The sequence below is a fragment of the Bordetella genomosp. 10 genome (assembly GCF_002261225.1).
Taxonomy (GTDB): domain Bacteria; phylum Pseudomonadota; class Gammaproteobacteria; order Burkholderiales; family Burkholderiaceae_B; genus Bordetella_C.
The window spans coordinates 2,845,714-2,864,796 of the sequence record NZ_NEVM01000005.1; the positions used below are offsets into that span (position 1 = coordinate 2,845,714).

General features: G+C 68.5%; 15 protein-coding genes. 11 read left to right on the forward strand and 4 right to left on the reverse strand.

Annotated elements, in window-relative coordinates; all coding sequences use genetic code 11:
- The first annotated feature begins 20 nt into the window (after positions 1–20).
- From CAL29_RS28755 to CAL29_RS28775, 5 genes are read left to right on the forward strand one after another with little or no spacing between them, the layout of a single operon-like run.
- Entirely contained in the window at positions 21–989 is a 969-nt protein-coding gene (locus tag CAL29_RS28755; RefSeq protein WP_256977786.1) for a Bug family tripartite tricarboxylate transporter substrate binding protein, read from the forward strand.
- Positions 986–2,035, forward strand: coding sequence for an NAD-dependent epimerase/dehydratase family protein (locus tag CAL29_RS28760; RefSeq protein ID WP_094856287.1), 1,050 nt, complete (start codon positions 986–988; stop codon positions 2,033–2,035). The genes CAL29_RS28755 and CAL29_RS28760 overlap by 4 nt, the downstream gene beginning before the upstream one ends.
- A complete protein-coding gene (locus tag CAL29_RS28765; RefSeq protein ID WP_179284214.1) occupies positions 2,032–2,844 on the forward strand; it encodes a sugar phosphate isomerase/epimerase family protein in 813 nt (270 codons plus the stop codon). The genes CAL29_RS28760 and CAL29_RS28765 overlap by 4 nt, the downstream gene beginning before the upstream one ends.
- Positions 2,845–2,857: 13 nt before the next feature.
- Positions 2,858–3,310, forward strand: coding sequence for a carboxymuconolactone decarboxylase family protein (locus CAL29_RS28770; RefSeq protein ID WP_179284215.1), 453 nt, complete (start codon positions 2,858–2,860; stop codon positions 3,308–3,310).
- A gap of 18 nt (positions 3,311–3,328) precedes the next feature.
- A complete protein-coding gene (locus CAL29_RS28775; protein WP_143277770.1) occupies positions 3,329–4,357 on the forward strand; it encodes a Bug family tripartite tricarboxylate transporter substrate binding protein in 1,029 nt (342 codons plus the stop codon).
- Positions 4,358–4,362: 5 nt separating this feature from the next.
- Here the strand turns inward: CAL29_RS28775 and CAL29_RS28780 are convergent, their stop codons facing one another.
- Genes CAL29_RS28780 through CAL29_RS28790 form a run of 3 tightly spaced genes read right to left on the reverse strand, consistent with a single transcriptional unit; the run spans position 4,363 to position 8,977 of the window.
- Positions 4,363–5,823 (reverse strand): efflux transporter outer membrane subunit, encoded by a 1,461-nt coding sequence (locus CAL29_RS28780; RefSeq protein WP_256977787.1) that lies wholly within the window; start codon positions 5,821–5,823, stop codon positions 4,363–4,365.
- On the reverse strand, positions 5,820–7,799 hold the full coding sequence (locus tag CAL29_RS28785; protein WP_094856291.1) for a MacB family efflux pump subunit: 1,980 nt from the start codon (positions 7,797–7,799) through the stop codon (positions 5,820–5,822). Before CAL29_RS28785 ends, CAL29_RS28780 begins: the two co-directional genes overlap by 4 nt.
- Positions 7,793–8,977, reverse strand: coding sequence for an efflux RND transporter periplasmic adaptor subunit (locus CAL29_RS28790; RefSeq protein WP_094856292.1), 1,185 nt, complete (start codon positions 8,975–8,977; stop codon positions 7,793–7,795). The genes CAL29_RS28785 and CAL29_RS28790 overlap by 7 nt, the downstream gene beginning before the upstream one ends.
- Positions 8,978–9,438: 461 nt before the next feature.
- Here CAL29_RS28790 and CAL29_RS28795 point away from each other — a divergent pair, with 461 nt between their 5' ends.
- A complete protein-coding gene (locus CAL29_RS28795; protein WP_218831909.1) occupies positions 9,439–10,743 on the forward strand; it encodes an SLC13 family permease in 1,305 nt (434 codons plus the stop codon).
- Here the strand turns inward: CAL29_RS28795 and CAL29_RS28800 are convergent.
- Positions 10,698–11,621, reverse strand: coding sequence for a LysR family transcriptional regulator (locus CAL29_RS28800; RefSeq protein ID WP_094856293.1), 924 nt, complete (start codon positions 11,619–11,621; stop codon positions 10,698–10,700). The genes CAL29_RS28795 and CAL29_RS28800 overlap by 46 nt on opposite strands.
- Positions 11,622–11,817: 196 nt before the next feature.
- Between CAL29_RS28800 and CAL29_RS28805 the strand changes: the two genes are divergently transcribed.
- The 5 genes from CAL29_RS28805 to CAL29_RS28825 all read left to right on the forward strand — a co-directional run bounded on the left by CAL29_RS28805 (position 11,818) and on the right by CAL29_RS28825 (position 19,082).
- Entirely contained in the window at positions 11,818–13,287 is a 1,470-nt protein-coding gene (locus CAL29_RS28805) for an NAD-dependent succinate-semialdehyde dehydrogenase (RefSeq protein WP_094856972.1), read from the forward strand.
- Positions 13,288–13,357: 70 nt separating this feature from the next.
- Entirely contained in the window at positions 13,358–14,995 is a 1,638-nt protein-coding gene (locus CAL29_RS28810) for a GMC family oxidoreductase (RefSeq protein ID WP_094856294.1), read from the forward strand.
- A 171-nt stretch (positions 14,996–15,166) separates the two neighbouring features.
- A complete protein-coding gene (locus tag CAL29_RS28815) occupies positions 15,167–16,330 on the forward strand; it encodes an ABC transporter substrate-binding protein (RefSeq protein ID WP_094856973.1) in 1,164 nt (387 codons plus the stop codon).
- A gap of 113 nt (positions 16,331–16,443) precedes the next feature.
- Complete coding sequence (locus tag CAL29_RS28820) at positions 16,444–17,322, forward strand: branched-chain amino acid ABC transporter permease (protein WP_373559841.1); 879 nt, start codon at positions 16,444–16,446, stop codon at positions 17,320–17,322.
- Positions 17,319–19,082 carry a branched-chain amino acid ABC transporter ATP-binding protein/permease gene (locus CAL29_RS28825; protein ID WP_094856296.1) on the forward strand — a complete coding sequence of 588 codons (1,764 nt, stop codon included), beginning with the start codon at positions 17,319–17,321 and terminating at the stop codon, positions 19,080–19,082. Before CAL29_RS28820 ends, CAL29_RS28825 begins: the two co-directional genes overlap by 4 nt.
- Position 19,083: the final 1 nt, after the last annotated feature.

A 19,083-nucleotide genomic window follows, 5' to 3' on the forward strand; every position in this document is an offset into this window, starting at 1 on the left:
CCATCATCGAGGAGACTAAGGTGAAGACATCCAGAAGGACTTTCATTGCGTATGCAGTGGCCGCTGGCATGCTGGGGCCCGGCATTGCGCGGGCCGCCTACCCGGAGCGCCCGATCACCATCGTCGTGCCGCTGGCCGCCGGCGGCGTCACGGACATCGTGGCGCGCTACGTCGCCCGGGAACTCAGCCAGGCGCTGAAGACATCCATCGTCATCGAGAACCGGCTGGGCGCCGGCGGCGGCGTCGCCGCCGAATATGTCGCCAGGGCCGCTCCCGACGGCTATACCCTGGTCGCCGGGACCGTCAGTTCGCACGCGATAAACATGTCGCTGTACAAGAACCTGACCTACAACAATCTGCGCGACTTCGCGCCGGTCACCATGCTGGCGGCCGGGCCCAACCTGCTGGTGGTCCACCCCAGCCTGCACGTCAAGACCGTCGACGAATTGATCGCCTACCTGAAGGCGAATCCCGGCAAGGTCAGCTACGGATCGACGGGGGTGGGCACGTCCACGCACGTGCTGGCTGAGTTGTTCAAGATGATGACCGGCACCAGCATGACGCACGTGCCCTACAAGGGCAGCAGCCAGATGATGACCGACCTGATCGCCGGCCGCGTGCAACTGGCGTTCGACAACATGCCCACCGCCCTGGCCCAGGTGCGCGCCGGCACGCTGGTTCCCCTGGGCGTCACGTCGGCGGAACGCTGGCCCAAGGAACCCGCCATTCCCACCATCGCCGAGACCCTGCCGAAGTTCGTCGCGACCTCCTGGCAGGGACTGTTCGCGCCGGCGGGGACGCCGCCCGCCATCGTCGAGCGCCTGTCCGCCGAGGTGCGGAAGATCCTGGAAAGGCCGGAAACCGTAAAGCGCTTCCGCGAGCTGGGCACCAACGCCGTCGGCATGGATCCCGCGGCGTTCACCGCCTTCGTGCGCGAAGACACGGCGCGCTGGGCCAAGGTGGTGAAGGAATCGGGTGCCTCCCTATGAAATCCGCGCTCATCGTCGGGGGATCCGGGCTGGTGGGCGGACACCTCCGGCAGGAACTGCTCGCCCGGGGCGGATGGTCCGTCACGGCGACCCAGCGCGCGGCGCCGCCGCGCCAGCCTGGCGACCATCGCATCGTTCGGCTGGACCTGCTGGACCCGGCCTCGATCGCGCGGGCGATGGACGAGACCCCGCAGGTGTCGCACGTCTTTTTCCTGGCGCGCGTCTGGCGCCCGGGCTATGTGATCGAGCGCGACGAGAACACCCTGGTGCTGGAACGCCTGCTGGACCGCTTGCAGGACCGCCCGGAACTGGAGCACATCCAGCTCATACACGGGCTGAAGTGGTACGGCTCGGTGCAAGGGCCGTTCCGCACGCCGGCACGGGAGACCGACCCCGTGGCCGGCCGGCATTTCTACTACGAGCAGCGCGTGCTACTCGATGCGCGGCGCCAGGGCCGGCCCTGGCACTGGTCGACCCTGCGTCCGCATTGCGTCAGCGGCGTGGCGCTGGGCAGTCCCAGCAACGTCATGCTCGGCATGGCCGTCTACGCCACGCTGATGAAGGCTTCCGGCAAGCCATTGGCGTTTCCGGGCAGCGAGGCGGCGTTCGCGGCGCGGCTGAACTACACCGACGCGCGCCTGCTGGCGCGGGCCATGGCCTGGGCGGCCACGGCCCCCGGGGCGCGCGACCAGGACTTCAACATCGCCAATGGCGACACCTTCTCGTGGCGCCAGGTCTGGCCCGCCATCGCCCGCTATTTCGGCATGGAAGCGGCGCCGGCGCATCCGGTCAACTTGAGCCGGGACATGCCGGCGCTGGCCTCGGCCTGGCGTTCGCTGGCCGCGCGGCACGATCTCGCGGAAGCCGACCCGGCGCGGCTGGTGGATTGGAACTTCATGGACGCGACGCTCGCCCTGGCATGGGACCAGCCCATGTCCCTGGAAAAGATACGCGCGCACGGCTTTACCGAGACCGTGCACACGCCGGCCATGATCCTCGACATCTTCGACGCCTATCGCCGGCTAAGGATATTGCCCCTCCCATGAACCGGATCGCCTTCACCACCATCACGGCCGGCGGCTCACTGGCGGAGAAGGCCAGGGCCATGCGCGCCGCCGGCTTCACCGCCACCGAAATCTGGGCGCGCGACCTGTTCGAGCACCTGGAAGGCCCGGAGGCGGCGCTGGGCTGCCTCGAAGACGCGGGACTGGCCGTGACCGCCCTGCAGGCGATACGCAACGTGGAAGGCTGTCCGCCCGGCAAGCGGCGCCTGAAGTTCGACATCGCCGAGCGCATGATGGACCTGGCATGCCTGGCCGGCACGCCCATGATCACCCTGGCGGCCAATCTCGATCCCCAGGCAAGCGGCACGGCCGCCAACCTGGTGGACGACCTGGGCCGATTGGCCGAGCTCGCGGCGCGGCGCGGCTTGCGCATCGCCTACGAACCCATCGCCTGGGCGCCGTTCGTGAATACCTGGCGGCAAGGCCTGGCATTGGTCGAGCAGGTAGGCCACGATGCCCTGGGCCTGCAACTCGACGCGTTCCATGCCTTCGTGCGCGGACTGCCCATCGACCTGGCCGCCATCCCGCCGCAGCGGCTTTTCCTGGTGGAAGTCAGCGACCTGGTTCCCAGCGGCCTGTCCGCCCGCGAAATCAGCCGGGGACATCGCCTGTTCCCGGGCGAGGGCAGCGCGCCGGTGCGGGCCTTCGCGCAGGACCTGCGGCGCCACGGCTATGCGGGCGACGTGGTCGTCGAGGTCTTCAACACGGAATACCTCGCGCAGGACCCCGCGTCCGTCATCGCGCGAGCCTGGCGCAGCATGCAGCCCTTGTTCGGGCCAACCTTTTCTTGAGGATGCCTCTTCCATGAAAGCCGCTTTCGATCCCGTGGGCGTGGCCAGCCGCCGAGGCGTGCTGGGCGACGAGCATGTGTCGTCCCTGCAATCGCAAACCAGCGAATTCGACCAGGCCTGGAACATGTACGTGACCAACGTCAGTTGGGCCGGCACCTGGTCGAGAAACATCATCGACCGGCCGACATTGAGCCTCATCAGCCTGGCCATGCTGGCCGGCGCGGGGCAGATGGAGGAGTTCGAACGCCATGTGCGCAATGCGCTGGAGCGCACCGGCGTGCCCTTGCCGCAATTGCGCGAAGTCCTGCTGCACATAGGCCATTACTGCGGCATCCCCACGGGCGCCGCCTGCTTCGCCATCGTGCGCAAGGTGATGCGCGAACTGGGCGTCGACGCGGACGCGCGCGACATGCCCGACGTGACGGACGTCTACCGCACCACACGGGCCAGCGCGCCCGAATTCTGACCATCGGGAAGGACACTCGTGAAACCTATCCATACTCCACGCGGCGACGCGCGCTTCGCGCCGGCCCTCGATGCACGGCGGCGCATGCTGATGGCCGGTGGCGCTGCCGCCCTGGCCGGCTGGCACCTCGAGCCGTTCGCGCAGCAGGCGCCGCTGCCCAAGATGATTTCACTGATCGTGGGCTTTCCGCCCGGCGGTCCGAACGACCTGATCGCGCGCCTGCTCGCGCCGCCGCTGTCGGAACGCATCGAGCGCAACGTCGTGGTCGAGAACCGCCCGGGCGCCGACGGCGAACTGGCGGCCGCCTACGTCGCGCGCGGCCCGGTCGACGGCGGCATGCTGCTGTTCGCCTCGGCCGGCGCCATGACCATCAGCCCCGCGCTGAAGAAGGACCTGCCCTACGACCCGATGAAGGACTTCGCGCCCGTCGCGCGCGTGGCCAGCAGCCCCATGGTCATGGTGGCCAATCCCGCGCGGCCCTACAGGACGGCCGCCGACGTGATCGCCGCGGCCAGGCGCGCGCCGGGCAAGATCACCTATGCGTCGGCGGGCGTCGGCAGCCCGACCCACCTGGCCGGCGCCCTGCTGTGCAACCTGGCCCGGATAGACATGCTGCATGTTCCCTACAAGGGCGGCGGCCCCGCCCTGACGGATACGGTGGGCGGCCAGGTCGAGCTTTACTTCGCGGGCGTATCGACCGCGCTGCCCTTCATCCAGAGCGGCAAGCTGCGGGCCCTGGGCGTGACCGGCTCGGCGCCGCTGGCCTCGCTGCCCGGCGTGCCGCCCCTGGCCGACACCCCCGACCTGAAGGGTTACCTGATCGACAATTGGTACGGCGTGCTCGGGCCCGCCCGGCTGCCGGGCGCGCGCGTCGCCCTGCTCGGCGACGCCATCGAGGCCTGTTTGAAAGACGACAACCTGCGCAAGAAACTCCAGGTGCAGGGCGTGGAGCCCGCGCTGGCGCGCAATGCCCGGTTCGGGGAACTGATCGGCGCGGATATCGCCAAGTGGAAGACCCTGGTCCGTGCGCTGGGCCTCTCCACCTGACCCCGCTACCTGGCGCCTTGAACGGCGGGGGCGTCCTGCCGCCAGCCGCCGCCCAGCGCCTTGTACAAGGACACCGACGCCTGCAGGCGCGCGAGGCGCAGTTGCACCGCGGCGTCCTCGGCGGCGTATTGGGAGCGCTGGGCGTCCAGCAGCGTCAGCAGCGTTTCCGCGCCGGCCCGGTAGTGCGATTCCGCCAGCCGCACCGTCTCGCGCGCCTGGGCCACGACCTCGTCCTGGTCCCGTTGCTGGCGCGCGTAGCCGTCCAGGGCATTGAGCGCCGTCTCCACGTCGCCCAGGGCGTTGACGATGGCGCCGCGATAGTCCGCCAGCAATTCCTCGCGGCGCGCCAGCGCCAGGTCGCGTTGGCCGCTCAGGCGACCGTTGTTGAAAATGGGCGCGACGAGGCCGGCCGCGAGATCGTGGATGGGATGATCGAACAGGCCGCGCAGATGGTCGTTGCCGTAGCCGAAAGAGGCCGTCAGCGTCACGTTGGGCAGCATGGCGGCGCGGGCCACGGTGACGTCGGCGTCGGCCGCGGCCAGTTGGCGTTCGGCCTGGGCCAGGTCCGGACGCTGCGTCAGCAGATCCGCCGGCACGCCCGCGTCGGCCACCGGCGCGCGCAGGGCGTCCAGCGTCGTCGCGGCGACGGCGAAGCCCTGCGGCGGCCGGCCGGCCAGGATGGCCAATGCGGTCTGGCTCTCGCGCGCCTGCTGCGCGTATAGCGTCACGGCCTGGCGCAGGCCGGCGACCAGGCCGCGCTGCTGGCTCAGGTCCAGCGCCGTGGCCGCGCCCGCGCGGTACTGCGAATCGATGAAAGCGAGGATGCGTTCGCCGGCGGCTAGGTTGCGGCGGGCGATATCGGCGCGCTCGCGCAATGCGAGCGTTTGCAGATAGGTGTTGGCGACGCCCGCGGTCAGCGTCATCAGGACGGCGTCGCGGCTGTACTCGGTGGCGGTCAGCGTGGCGAGCGCGGACTGCCGGGCCGCGCGATTGCCGCCCCACAGGTCCAGTTCATAACTGGCCGAAAGCGCGGCGGTGTAAGTGGAATAGGCGGAATAGCCGGCCTGCTTCGCGCGCTCGGCCTGGAAATTGCCCTCGACCTCGGGCAATAGCGGCGCGCCCGCAATGCGGGCGGATGCCTCGGCCTGGCGCACCCGCGCCACCGCGGCGGCGACGTCATAGCTGCCGGCGCGCGCCTGGTCGACCAGGCGGGACAGCTCGGGATCGCCATAGCCGCGCCACCACGCCGCGTCCACGCGGGCCGCGTCGGGCGCGTTCGGGGCGTTGGGCGTGGCGGCCACATTGGGCGCCTGCCAGCCGGCGGGCAGGTCCAGGCCCGCCTCCGTGTGCGCCACGGGCAGGCCGCAGCCACCCAAGGCCAGCACTCCGGCCAACATCGCGGCCAGCGCCGTCGCCAAAGGCAGCTTGCGCATCGCCGCCGGCAAGGAAAGTCCACGCATCGTCATTCGCTCGCCAACGCCACGACGGGGTCCAGCCGCGCCGCCTGCCGCGCCGGCATGAACCCGAAGATCAGGCCCGTCGCCAAGGCGCAGGCGAAGGCGCCCAGGATGGCCCGCACGGAAAAGATCACGGGCGCGCCGGCGGCGATCAGGGCGATGCCTATGCCCAGTCCGATCACCACGCCCGCCGCGCCGCCCACCAGCGACACCACCACCGCCTCGCTCAGGAACTGGCGCTGGATATCGCGCTGGCGCGCGCCGGTGGCCATGCGGATGCCGATCTCCCGCGTGCGCTCGCGCACCGTCATCAGCATGATGTTCATCACTCCTATGCCTCCCACCAGCAGCGAGATGGCCGCGATCAGCCCCAGCATCATGGTCAGGGTCTGCTGGGTCTCCTGCTGCGCCTGCACGGCCGCGGCCGCGTTGAATATCTTGAAGTCCTGCATGTGGTGCGCCTCGGTCAGCGCCTCCGTGATGAGCTTTTCCGTCGCGGCGGACTTGGAGACGTCGTCGAGCAGCACCGAGATCCAGGACAGGTTGGTGATGCCCAACACCCGCCGGCTGCCGGTGGAGAAAGGAATCAGCACCACGTCGTCGTCGTCGGAATCTCCGGTGATCGCGCCCTTCTCCTTCATCTCGCCGATGACCTGGAAGGGCACGTTGTTGACCAGCACGTATTGCCCGATCGGATCCCGTTCGCCGTACAGCCGCTGGCGCACTTTCTTGCCCAGGACGATCACGGTTGCCAGTTGGCGGTCGTCCGCCTCGGTGAAGAACAAGCCGCGCGACGGCTCCCAGTTCAGGATGGCGGGCGCGTGGCTGGTCACCGACCAGACCGAGACCGAGGTGTCGACGTTGCCGGCGCGCAGCGTGACCTGGCCCTTGAGGAAAGGAATCGCATCGGCGACGTTGGGCACGCGCCGCACGATGGCCACGTCGGCCTCCGACAGGGTGCCGCCCGGCGCACGCGGGTTGTCGCTGCCCGGGATGACGTACATGCGCTTCGTCCCGTAGATGGCCATTTTCTCCAGCACCTTGGCCTGCGTGCCCGCGCCGATGGCCAGCATGACGATGACCGACGCCACGCCGATGATGATGCCCAGCAGCGTCAACAGCGTGCGGAAGCGGTTCACCGCCAGGGCGCGCCGGGCCGAGACCAACGCCTCGCGCATATCGGCCCAGGCGCTGGCGGTGTGCGAGACGCCCTCCGCCATGCGCGCGGCGAAGTCGCGGGTCGCCGCCGGCGTGGCCGGGGGCGTGGCCGCCGCGCCGCCGGAATCGGCGATCACGCGGCCGTCGCGCACCTCGATGATGCGGCGCGCCTGCCCGGCGACGTCGCGGTCGTGGGTAATGAGGATGATAGTGTGGCCGGCGTCGGCCAGTTCCCTGAGCAAGGCCATCACCTCCGCCCCGCTCTTGCTGTCCAGCGCGCCCGTGGGCTCGTCGGCCAGGATGATGTGGCCGCCGTTCATCAAGGCGCGGGCGATGGAGGCGCGCTGCTGCTGTCCGCCGGACAACTGGTTGGGCAGGTGCTCCATGCGCTCCTCCAGGCCCAGGCGGGCCAGCAGGGCGCGCGCGCGGGCCTCGCGCTCGCGCGCCGAGCCGCCGGCGTAGACAGCCGGCACCTCGACGTTGCGCAAGGCATCCAGGGTGCGGATCAGGTGATAGCCCTGGAACACGAAGCCGAAGGCCTCGCGGCGCAGCCAGGCCAATTCGTCGGCGGAGAAGGTGGCGATGTCCTGCCCGGCGTAGCGATACTCGCCGGCGGTGGGACGGTCCAGGCAGCCCAGTATGTTCATGAGCGTCGACTTGCCCGACCCGGACGCCCCCATGATGGCGACGAACTCGCCCTCGGCGATGGACAGCGACACGCCGCGCAGCACCTCGGTCGCCGGGCTGCCGTCCGCCCCGCCGTAGGACTTGCGGATATCGCGCAGCTCGATCAGCGCCGGCGTCCGTTCCGCGCCCGCCGCTACCATTGGACCTTCCCGTCCGCGGCGCGCACGCGGTGGATCGCCGTGATGATGCGGTCGCCCGCCTGCAAGCCCGACAGCACTTCCGCCTGCAGGCGGTCGCGCACGCCCGTCCGGACTTCGCGGGCGGCGATATGGCCGTCGGCTTCCTGGACCTGCGCGGTGTAGACCCCCGGCTTGTCCGCCACGGGATGCAGGGACGGCAGGGGCGCCAGCACCACGTCCTTGGCCGCGCTTTCGACGAAGAACACCTGCGCGCTCATTTGCGGCATCAAGGCGCCGTCCGCGTTGTCGACGTCGAACAGGACGGTGTAGAGGACGACCTTGCCGGCGCCGGAAGCGGCCGCCGTTTTCTGGCTGCTGCCCGAGGTATCGGATTCGGGCGGATTGGGCGGCGCGGGCAGGATCTGGCGCACGCGCCCCGTCCAGCGGCGGTCCTCGCCCAGGGTCTTGAAATAGACCGCCATGCCCGGCTTGACGCGCCGCACGTCGGCCTCGGACACGTCCGTCCAGACGGTCATCGACGAAAGGTCGGCGATGCGCAGGATCTTGGGCGTCTGGTAGGTGGCGTTCAGCGTCTGCCCTTCGCGCGCGTCCAGCGTGACGATGGTGCCCGGCATGGGCGCATAGATACGGGTGTAGCCCAGTTGCGCCTGGTCGCCCTTCAGGGTGGACGAGGCGCCGGCGATCTGGGCCTTGAGGTTGGCGACGCGCGCCTCGGCCACGCGCAGGTCGGCATAGGCGGTCTGCACGTCCTCTTCGCGGGTGGAGCCTTCGCGGGCCATGCGTTTCTGGCGTTCGTACTGCTGCCGGGCCAGGGCGCTCTGGGCCTCCTGCTCGGCGCGCTGGGCGCGCAGGCCGTCGAGCGCGGCGACGTCGGCGTCGACCTTGGCCTGCTGGACCGAGGGGTCGATTTCCACCAGCAGGTCCCCCTTGTTGACCTTGTCGCCCGGCTGCACGGCGATGCGGCGGATCTCGCCGGAGGCCTGGGCGCCCACGTCCACATAGCTGCGCGGCTGCAGCGTGCCCAGCGCGGTGACGTTGACCTCGATATCGCCACGGGCGATGGCCACGGTGTCGACGACCTCGCGCGTGCGCAGCAGGGCCCAGGCGCAGAGCGCCAGGAGAACGATGACGACGGGGATGACGATGCGGGAAAGCGGCCGTTTCGATGACTTGGGCATTCAGTGTCTCAATGCGGGAAATTCCGTCTCGTTCGAAGACTGCGATTCAGCGGCTGCCGCCCTGTTCCGCGAGGGAGCGAAACGGGGCATCTTATAGACATAGACGCACGAGCGAGGCATTTCCCCCACTTTCCGCGGAAAAAATTTTCGTCAGGCATCGGCATGCGGATCGAGCGCCGGGCGGCAAGGGGCCGATGCGGCGCTCATAGTACAAATAAGAATCAATATTAACAATGAGATGCGGCGCGGGAATCTCCGCCGCCTGACGTTTGGCTGTCGGCGCAACCCGCCGGCGGGCTGACGCCGGTCTTCATCGTCGGGCGATGACGCGCCGACGCACCGGCCATCGCCAGTAGCACGCGCATCCCGGCCGCCGCCGCGCGATTTTTCAATTTGCCCGTTTCGCTTTATTCTCCGCGCCAAACATGAGCCGAACATGAGCATGGGACGAGGAGACATTCGTGGATCATGGCTTGCTGCCGGCCGCCATCCTGGTGGCCGTGACCATCGCGCTGTGGGCGACCGCGCGCCTGCCCGAGTATCTGGTCGCCTTGCTGTTCTTCGCGGCCGCCGCGATCCTGCATGTCGCGCCGGTCGACGTCGTCTTCTCCGGCTTCGCCTCGGCGGCGTTCTGGCTGGTGCTCAGCGGCTTCGTGCTGGGCCTGGCCATCCGCAAGGTCGGCCTGGCCGATCGCATGGCCGGCGCGCTGGCCGCGCAATTGAACGGCTCGTGGCCGCGCATGGTGGGCGGCGTGATCCTGCTGACCTATGGCCTGGCCTTCGTCATGCCGTCGAACATGGGGCGCATCGCCCTGCTCATGCCCATCGTGATGGCGCTGGCCGATCGCGCCGGCCTGGCCGAGGGCAGCCGCGGGCGCTATGGCCTGGCCCTGGCGGTCGGCATGGGCACCTACCAGTTGTCGGCCAGCATTCTTCCGGCCAACGTCCCCAACCTGGTCATGGCGGGCGCGGCGGAACAGGCCTATGGCCTGCATTTCGCCTATCTCTCGTATCTCTGGCTGCATGCGCCGGTGATGGGGATACTGAAGGGCCTGGCGCTGCTCGGCTGCATCTGCCTGATGTTCCCCGCGCGGCCGCAGCCCGTCGCCGCCGGCGCGGCCCGCGCGCCCTTGAGCCGTGGCGAAAAGCGCCTGAGCGCGCTGCTGGCCATTACGCTGGCGCTGTGGATGACCGACGCCTGGCACGGCATTTCGCCCGCCTGGGTGGGCCTGGCGGCCGCCTGCGTCTGCCTGCTCCCCCGCGTGGGTTTTCTCAACGGCGACGAATTCGCCGCCGGCGTGAATATCCGCACCTGCATCTACGTCGCCGCCATCCTGGGCCTGGCCGCGGTGGTCACCGCCTCCGGCCTGGGACATGCCATCGGACGCTGGCTGCTGGCCCTGCTGCCCCTGGACCCGGCGCAGCCGCTGCGCACCTTCTACGCGCTCGTCGGCCTGACCGGCGTGCTCAATTTCGTCGTCACCGCCAACGGCGTGCCGGCGCTGTTCACCCCGCTGGCGCAGGCGCTGGCCGACGGCAGCGGGCTGCCCCTGCTGACCGTGCTGATGATCCAGGTGATCGGCTACGCGACGCCGGTCCTGCCCTACCAGGCCGCGCCCTTCGTCGTCGCCATGGGCATGGGCAAGGTCCCGCCGCGCGCGGGCCTGGCGCTATGCCTGGCCGTCGCCCTGATCACCGTCGTCGTGCTGGTGCCGCTGGACTACGGCTGGTTCAAGCTGCTCGGCTGGCTGCCCGCGCCGTCCTGAAACGCAAGGTGGTGGACGAAGAGCTTGGCCGCGGTCGGCAAGGCATCGAAGGCGCGCACGCAAATCTGGATCTTGCGCCGCGCCCAGGCCTCCGACAGCGGGATGATGCGAAAGTCGAACATCACCGAATAACGACGCGCGATTTCCAGCGGCAGCACGCCCACGCCCAGCCCCGAATTGACCATGAAGCACAAGGCATCGAAACCGGTGCATTGCACCTTGAGCCGGATGGTGCGCTTCTCGTCGTCGGCGGCGTTCGTCAGCACGCGATTGATCGCGCTGCCGCGATGCAGGCCGATGAAGTCGTAGTCCAGGGCATCGGCGAAGCGGAAGCCCGGCTTGCCGGCCAGCGGATGGCCGGCCGGCACCACCAGGGCCAGGACATCCTCGCGATAGGGAAACACCTCGACGTCGTAGCCGGCGGCTTCCCCGGAAAAAATGCCGACGTCGGCCGCGTTCTCCGCCACGGACTTGATGATGGTGGACGTGATTTTTTCTTCCAGGTCCACCTGCACATTGGGATACTCGCCGAGAAATCGCTTGATATCGTCGGGCAGGAACTGGGTGATGGCGGAAATATTGGCCTGCACCCGGATGAAGCCGCGCAGGCCGATCGCGTATTCGCTCATGTGCACGGCGATTTCGTCCAGCTCGTGCAAGGCGCGGCGCGCCATGATGGACAGCTCCATGCCCGCCGGCGTCGGCCGTATGCCCTTGTTCGTGCGTGTCAGCAGCCGGATGCGCAGCGTTTCTTCCAGTTCGCTGATGCGCTTGCTGACGGCGGCCGCGGCAATGTGCTCGCGTTCCGCCGCGGCGGCGATGGTGCCCAGTTCAACCACGCTGATGAAGAGCTTGAGGGAAAGCGGATCGAGACGCATGGCACGCGAAAAAAAACCGGAGGCGCGCCTATTGTAGCCACGGCGCTGTCTTGCCATCGCGAACGGCGATGGCAGCATCACAAATCGCTGCTTTTGGCCGGTGCAAGGCCGTTGCTAGACTGCGGAAAAATACCAGCAGGCGGCGGCTTTCCCCCTGGAAAACGGCGTGCCGCCGGAAGAAGCGAGCGAGACAGGCATGACTTTGAATGACGGCCAGTTGCTGCGGCAGCAGGCATATATCGGCGGCGCCTGGTGCGATGCCGACGACAAGGCCACCATCACGGTGCGCAATCCCTACGACGGCAGCCCGCTGGGCACGGTCCCCAACCTGGGGGCGGCCGAGACCGCGCGCGCCATCGCGGCAGCCGATGGCGCCCTGCCCGCCTGGCGCGCCAAGACCGGCAAGGAACGCGGCGCCATCCTGCGCAAGTGGCACCAGTTGATCGAACGGCACAGCGACGACCTGGCCCTGCTGCTCACCCTGGAGCAGGGCAAACCCCTGGCCGAGGCCCGCGGCGAATTGAACTATGCGCTGTCCTTCGTCGAATGGTTCGCCGAGGAAGCCAAGCGCATCTATGGCGACGTCCTGCCCACGCCGCGCGGCGACCAGCGCCTGCTGGCGATCCGGCAGCCGGTCGGCGTCGTGGCGGCCATCATCGCCTGGAATTTCCCTTCGGCCCTGGTCACGCGCAAGGTCAGCCCGGCGCTGGCCGCCGGCTGCACCGTGGTGCTCAAGCCTTCCGAGTTGACGCCCTTCACCGCGCTGGCCCTGGCCTGGCTGGGCGAGCAGGCCGGCATTCCGCCCGGCGTCCTGAACGTGGTGACGGGCGACCCGGCGCCCATCGGCGGCGAGCTCTCGGGCAACGCCACGGTGCGCAAGCTCACCTTCACCGGATCGACCGCGACCGGCCGGCTGCTGATGCAGCAGAGCGCGTCGAACATCAAGAAACTGTCGCTGGAACTGGGCGGCAACGCGCCCTTCATCGTGTTCGAGGACGCCGACCTGGACGAGGCCGTCCAGGGCCTGATGGCGTCCAAGTTCCGCAACGCCGGCCAGACCTGCGTCTGCGCCAATCGCGTCTATGTCCACAGCGCGGTGGCCGCGGCCTTCGGCGAGAAACTGCGCGCCGCCATCGAAGGCATGAAATTGGGCAATGGCCTGGAGCCGGGCGTGACCATCGGTCCGCTGATCGACCGGCGCGCGGTCGACAAGGTCGGCCGCCTGGTCGCCGACGCCACGGCCAAGGGCGCGCGCCTGCTGGCCGGCGGCGATCTCGCCCAACCCGGCACGCTGCTGTTCCAGCCCACGCTGCTGGACGGCATCACGGACGGCATGGACATCGCGCACGAAGAAATCTTCGGCCCGGTGGTCGGCCTGAGCACTTTCGAATCGGAAGCCGAGGCACTGGCGCGGGCCAACGACAGCGAGTCGGGCCTGGCCGCCTATTTCTATACCGCCGACATGGAACGGGTCTGGCGCGTGATGGAAGCCTTGGAATACGGCATCGTCGGCGTGAATACCGGCGCCGTCTCCAACGAAGTCGGCCCCTTCGGCGGCGTCAAGGAATCCGGCGTGGGCCGCGAAGGCTCCAAATACGGGATCGAGGAATTCCTCGAACTCAAGTACGTCTGCCTCGCGGGCAAGTCGCTCGGCGCGGCGGCGTGAACCGTTCGGGCCTTTTTTCTTTCAGTGGCAATTCTTGCGTGGACAGGCGGCCGCCGCCTGCGGACAGGTCATGAATCCAGCACAGCAGGCATCCTTGCGCGATGCCGACAGCTTCGATTACGTCATCGTCGGCTCGGGCGCGGCCGGCGCCATCCTGGCCAATCGCCTCAGCGCCGGCGGCGCCTCGGTCTGCGTGCTGGAGGCGGGCCCGCCCGACCGCAGTCCCTTCCTGCATATCCCGGCCGGCTTCATCAAGGCGGTATTCAACCCGACCTACGCCTGGCAGTTCTCCAGCGAGCCCACGCCCCTGACCAATGGCCGCCGCGTCCCCATCCCGCAAGGCCGCACGCTGGGCGGGTCCACCTCCATCAACGGCCTGGTCTACAACCGCGGCCAGGCCGCCGACTACGATCACTGGGCCAGCCTGGGCAATGCCGGCTGGTCCTATGAAGAGGTGCTGCCCTATTTCAAGTCCATGGAACGGCGCGCCGGCGGCGACGACCGCTATCGCGGCCGCGACGGCGAACTGCCGGTCAGCGACATCGACTGGATACATCCCCTGTGCGAGGCCTTCATGGCCGGCGCGCAGGAACTGGGCATGCCGCGCAATCCCGACTACAACGGCGCCAGCCAGGCCGGCGTCGGCTACTTCCAGCGCACCATAGACCGCGGCTGGCGCATGAGCACGGCGCGCTGCTTCCTGAAGCCGGCCCAGGCGCGCCACGCGCTCACGGTGCGCACCCACGCCCAGGCCACCCGCATCCTGTTCGACGGACTGCGCGCGGCCGGCGTGGCCTACTGCGACCCGCGCCAGCCCTCGGCCGCGCGCGCCGTGAAGGCGCGCCGCGAGGTCATCGTCTCCAGCGGCGCCATCAATACGCCCAAGCTGCTGCAGCTCTCCGGCCTGGGACCCGCCGAATTCCTGCGCGGGCAAGGCATCGCGGTCGTGCGCGACCTGCCCGGCGTGGGCGAGAACCTGAGCGACCATTATTCGGTTCGCGTGGTGGCGCGCGTGAAGAACATGCAGACGATGAACCAGTTGGTCAAGGGCCTGCGGCTGGCCGGCCAGATCGGCCGCTGGTTGCTGAAGAAGCCCAGCATCATGGCGCTCAGCCCCTCGCTGCTGCACTATTTCTGGCAGTCGCGGCCCGGCCTGGACGCGCCCGACCTGCAAGGCGTGTTCACCCCCGCCAGCTACAAGGAAGGCTATGTCGGCGTGCTCGACGACTTTCCCGGCATGACCACCGGCATCTGGCAGCACCGGCCGCAAAGCCGCGGCCAGGTGCGCGTGCGCTCCAGCGATCCGATGCAGGACCCGGTCATCAATGCCAACTACCTCGCGCATCCCGACGACCAGATCACCCTGGTGCGCGGCATCCGCCTGGCGCGCAGCCTGTTGCAGTCGCAGGCGCTGGCGCAGTATTTCGATGGCGAATCGCTGCCCGGCGCGCTGTGCCAGTCGGACGACGAATTGCTCCACTTCGCGCGCCAATACGGCGTGTCGTCCTATCACGTCAACGGCACGGCGCGCATGGGTCCCGCCGACGATCCGCTGGCGGTGGTCGACCCGCAGTTGCGGGTGCGCGGCGTGCAGGCGCTGCGCGTGGTCGATTCCTCCGTCATACCGGCCATGCCGTCGGCGAACATCTGCGCGGCGACCATGATGATAGGCAACAAGGCCGCCGACCTGATCCGGCGCACCGGGTAGGCGTCGAATAAGCATCGAATAGGCATCGAACCCGTTACCCACGCAGTCCACCACGAACGCAGTCCCCGGCAATACGAGCCCATACCTATCGCGAGTCGCGCCGCCCGGGCGGCGTCCTCGAAGGAGAGAGACACAGTGAACAAGACCTTCATCAAGCGCGCGCGCATCGCCATGCTGGCGGCCGCCCTGGCCGGCGCGAGCGCCGCCGCCCTGGCCGACGACATCAAGATCGGCTTCAACAGCGACATGTCGGCCACCGGCAGCGCCGACTTCGGCATCTCCGCCCTGGCCGGCGCGCGCCAGGCCGCCGACGAACTGAACGCCGCCGGCGGCGTGCTGGGCCGCAAGGTCGTGATCGTCGCGCGCGACGACGTCGGCGCTCCGCCCAAGGCCATCCAGAACACCAACGAACTGGTCGACAACGAGAAGGTCAGCGCCATGATCGGCGGCGTGAACTCGGGCAATATGCTGGCCTGGCTGCACATCGTGCAGCAGAAGAAGATCCCCACGATCTCGCCCGTGGCCACCGCCACCGACATCACCGCGCGCTACGCCAAGCAGCCGCCCAACTACATCTTCCGCGTGTCCATGCGCGACCGCGACCAGATCGCCCTGCTGGCCGCCTATGCCGCGCGCGCCAGCAAGAACGGCAAGGTCGCCATCATCGCCGACACCACCGGCTACGGCCAGCAGGGCGCCAAGGACGCGCAGGAAATCCTCGCGCTGCACAAGATCACGCCCGTCGCCAACGAGAAGTTCGGTCCCAAGGACACGGACATGACCTCGCAGTTGAACAAGATCAAGGCCGCCGGCGCCGACACGCTGATCGTCTACGCCCTGGCCGACTCCAACGCGCACGTCATGCGCAGCCTGGAGAAGATCAACTACTTCCCGGTGACGCTGGCCTCCTGGGCCAACCTGAGCTCGCCCTTCCTGCGCATCGCCGGCCCCGACCTGGCGAAGAAGATGATCTTCACCGCCTCCATCACGGAAGACTCCTCGCCGCAATCCAAGGCCCTCTACGAGACGCTGCTCAAGCGCGAGGGCCGCGTGCCCACCTACGTGATGGCCGCCCAGGCCTACGACTCGGTCAAGCTGTTCGCCGCCGCCATGGAACAGGCCAAGTCCACCGACGGCGACAAGGTGCAGGCCGCGCTGGAGAACCTGGCCCAGGCCAAGGGCGTGATCAAGACCTATGAAAAGCCGTTCAACGCCCAGAACCACGAAGCCCTGTCGGTGAAGGACTTCCGCCTGGTGCGCTGGATCGACGGCAAGGTGGTCTCGGTCGACGACGACATCATCAAGGCCATCACGCCGGACGACCTGAAGCTCTAAGCGCCGCGTTCTTATCGTTACCGCGTCCTGCCCCCGCCGCCGCGGCCGGGGGGCGGCCGCGCCAGAGGGGCCCCAGCATGCAGATACTACAAGCCATATTGAGTGGATTGGCCATGGGCAGCGTCTATGCCCTGGTCGCGTTCGGCTTCAGCATCACCTACACGACCACCAAGACCTTCAACTTCGGCCAGGGCGCGTTCCTGGCGCTGGCCGGCCTGATCGGCGTCAGCGCCATCGTGCTGTTCAGCCAGGGCCGCCTGACGGGCTTCCCCGATCCGTCCGACGTCACCTGGGGCGCCTTCCTCTTCGCGCTGTTCGCCGCCATGCTGGTGCTGGCCCTGCTCGGCTACCTGCTCTACGCCACCGCCATCAAGCACTTCGTGGGCGAAGCCGGCCTGTCCTGGGTCATGAGCACCATCGGCTTCGGCATCATCATCCAGAACCTGGCGCTGCTGATCTGGGGCCCGGCGCCCATCGCGCTGGCGTCGCCCCTGGGCGACGGCATCGTCAACGTGCTGGGCACCGGCGTGCGACCGCAGGAAATCCTGGTGTTCGGCACGACGCTGGTGCTGATGATCGTGTTCGACTGGCTGTTGCACAAGACCAAAATGGGCAAGGCCGTGCGCGCCGTGGCGTTCAGCAAGACCACCGCCAGCCTGATGGGCATCAACGCCAACGCCGTGGCCATCGGCGTCTTCGCCATCAGTTCCGCGCTGGCCGCGGTGGCCGGCGTGATGGTGGCGCCCATCGCCACCGCGTCCGTGTTCGTCGGCACGCTGCTGTCGCTGAAGGCCTTCTCCGCCGCCATCCTCGGCGGCCTGGAAAACCCGCGCGGCTGCATCTTCGGCGGCTTCCTGATCGGCCTGCTCGAATCGCTGATCGGGCTGTGGTACTCGAACCTGCGCGAGATCGCCGTCTTCGGCCTGATCATCGTCGTGCTGTATTTCCGCCCGGCCGGCATCCTGGGCCGCGTGCACGCGGAGAAAGTATGAACCTCGCCAAAATCCTCGCGCCGCTGCTGGTCGCCGCCGTGGTCGTCGGCGTGGCCTATTCCGGCCTCAACGACTTCTACCTGCTGATCCTGTTCAACATCGGCGTCTACTACATCGCCGCCACCGGCTTCAACATCCTGGTCGGCCAGACCGGCCAGAAGTCGCTCGGCCACGCCGGACTGTTCGGCGTGGGCGCCTATACCGTCGCCCTGCTGACGGTGAACTACCAGGTCGACCCGTGGCTGGCCCTGCTGGCCGCCGTGGCGGTGTCGGGCGTGTTCGGCGTGCTGATCGCCATCCCGGCCCTCAAGGTGAAAGGCCCCAGCCTGGCGATGGTGACCATCGCGTTCGGCCTGCTGATCGAGAAAATCGTCTCGGAGTGGACCGACGTCTTCAAGGGCCAGGAAGGCTTCTACGGCATCGCCGGCCTGTCCTTCAACGGCGCGCCGCTGGACGGCCGCCAATGGGTCATCGTGGTGGTGGCGATCGGCCTGCTGCTGCACGCCATGACCTCGCTGCTGCTCAACGGCCGCTTCGGCCGCGGCTTCGCCGCCGTGCGGACGTCGGAAATCGCCGCCGAAAGCGTGGGCATCAGCGTCTACCGCTTCAAGATCCTGGCCTTCGCCATCAGCGCCATTACCTGCGGCATCGCCGGCGGACTGGTGGCGCAGCAGAACCAGTACATCAACTCGGACTTCGTCAATTTCAACCTGTCGGTGTTCTTCCTGGTGCTGGTGCTGTTCGGCGGCCGCACGCCGGCCGGCTCCTTCCTGGGCGCGGTGGTGCTGACCGTCATCGACGCCATGCTGGCGCGCTGGCCCGAAGTGCAGCATTTCGCCTATGGCCTGATCCTGCTGTTCGCGCTGTACGCCATGCCCGAAGGGCTGTCCGGCCTGCTGGCCAGGATGCTCCCCCGCCGCAGCAAGCTGTCCGGCGCCGACCGGGCCCAGGCGGGCGCGTGGTCGCCGGTCAAGCCGGCGGCCGGCCACGCCGCCGGCGGCGCGCTGCTGGAAGTCCAGGACCTGTACAAGGCCTTCGGCGGCGTGGTGCCGACCAACAAGGTGTCCTTCAGCCTGAAGCGCGGCGACATCGTATCGTTGATCGGCCCCAACGGCGCCGGCAAGACCACGACGCTGAACCTGCTGTCCGGCCTGGTCAAGCCCGACGCCGGCGCCATCAATTTCCAGGGACGTCCCCTGGTGGGCCTGTCCGCCAGCCAGATCGCCGCCGCCGGGATCGGCCGCACCTTCCAGAACCTCAAGCTGTTCGAAGGCCTGACCGCGCTGGAAAACGTCATGGTCGGCTTCTACCGCGTGCAGAAATCCGGCTTCCTGGCCAACCTGCTGGGCCTGCCCGGCGCCCTGGCGGAAGAACGCCGCATGCGGCGCGAGGCCTACGCCATCCTCACGTTCTTCGGGCTGCAGCGCTACGCCGACGACATCGCCAACAGCCTGCCCTACGGCCTGCAGCGGCGCCTGGAGATCGCCCGCGCGGTGGCCGCCATGCCGGACCTGCTGCTGCTGGACGAGCCGGCCGCCGGCCTGAATCCGGCCGAGACCGACGAACTCACCGAACTCATCGTGAAACTGCGCGACAAGGGCCTGACGGTGCTGCTGATCGAACACCACATGGACCTGGTGATGGCCATTTCCGACCACATCGTGGTGCTGGACTACGGCGTGAAGATCGCCGCCGGCCTGCCCAACCACATCCAGGAAAATCCCAAAGTCATCGAAGCCTATCTGGGCGCGGCGGCATAGG

Excerpts from the sequence above, each read along its gene's own strand:
- CAL29_RS28760 (WP_094856287.1), top strand. The coding sequence starts at position 986 with ATGAAATCCGCGCTCATCGTCGGGGGATCCGGGCTGGTGGGCGGACAC.
- CAL29_RS28765 (WP_179284214.1), top strand. The coding sequence starts at position 2,032 with ATGAACCGGATCGCCTTCACCACCATCACGGCCGGCGGCTCACTGGCG.
- CAL29_RS28770 (WP_179284215.1), top strand. The coding sequence starts at position 2,858 with ATGAAAGCCGCTTTCGATCCCGTGGGCGTGGCCAGCCGCCGAGGCGTG.
- CAL29_RS28780 (WP_256977787.1), bottom strand. The coding sequence starts at position 5,823 with ATGACGATGCGTGGACTTTCCTTGCCGGCGGCGATGCGCAAGCTGCCT.
- CAL29_RS28785 (WP_094856291.1), bottom strand. The coding sequence starts at position 7,799 with ATGGTAGCGGCGGGCGCGGAACGGACGCCGGCGCTGATCGAGCTGCGC.
- CAL29_RS28790 (WP_094856292.1), bottom strand. The coding sequence starts at position 8,977 with ATGCCCAAGTCATCGAAACGGCCGCTTTCCCGCATCGTCATCCCCGTC.
- CAL29_RS28800 (WP_094856293.1), bottom strand. The coding sequence starts at position 11,621 with ATGCGTCTCGATCCGCTTTCCCTCAAGCTCTTCATCAGCGTGGTTGAA.
- CAL29_RS28805 (WP_094856972.1), top strand. The coding sequence starts at position 11,818 with ATGACTTTGAATGACGGCCAGTTGCTGCGGCAGCAGGCATATATCGGC.
- CAL29_RS28810 (WP_094856294.1), top strand. The coding sequence starts at position 13,358 with ATGAATCCAGCACAGCAGGCATCCTTGCGCGATGCCGACAGCTTCGAT.
- CAL29_RS28815 (WP_094856973.1), top strand. The coding sequence starts at position 15,167 with ATGCTGGCGGCCGCCCTGGCCGGCGCGAGCGCCGCCGCCCTGGCCGAC.
- CAL29_RS28820 (WP_373559841.1), top strand. The coding sequence starts at position 16,444 with ATGGGCAGCGTCTATGCCCTGGTCGCGTTCGGCTTCAGCATCACCTAC.
- CAL29_RS28825 (WP_094856296.1), top strand. The coding sequence starts at position 17,319 with ATGAACCTCGCCAAAATCCTCGCGCCGCTGCTGGTCGCCGCCGTGGTC.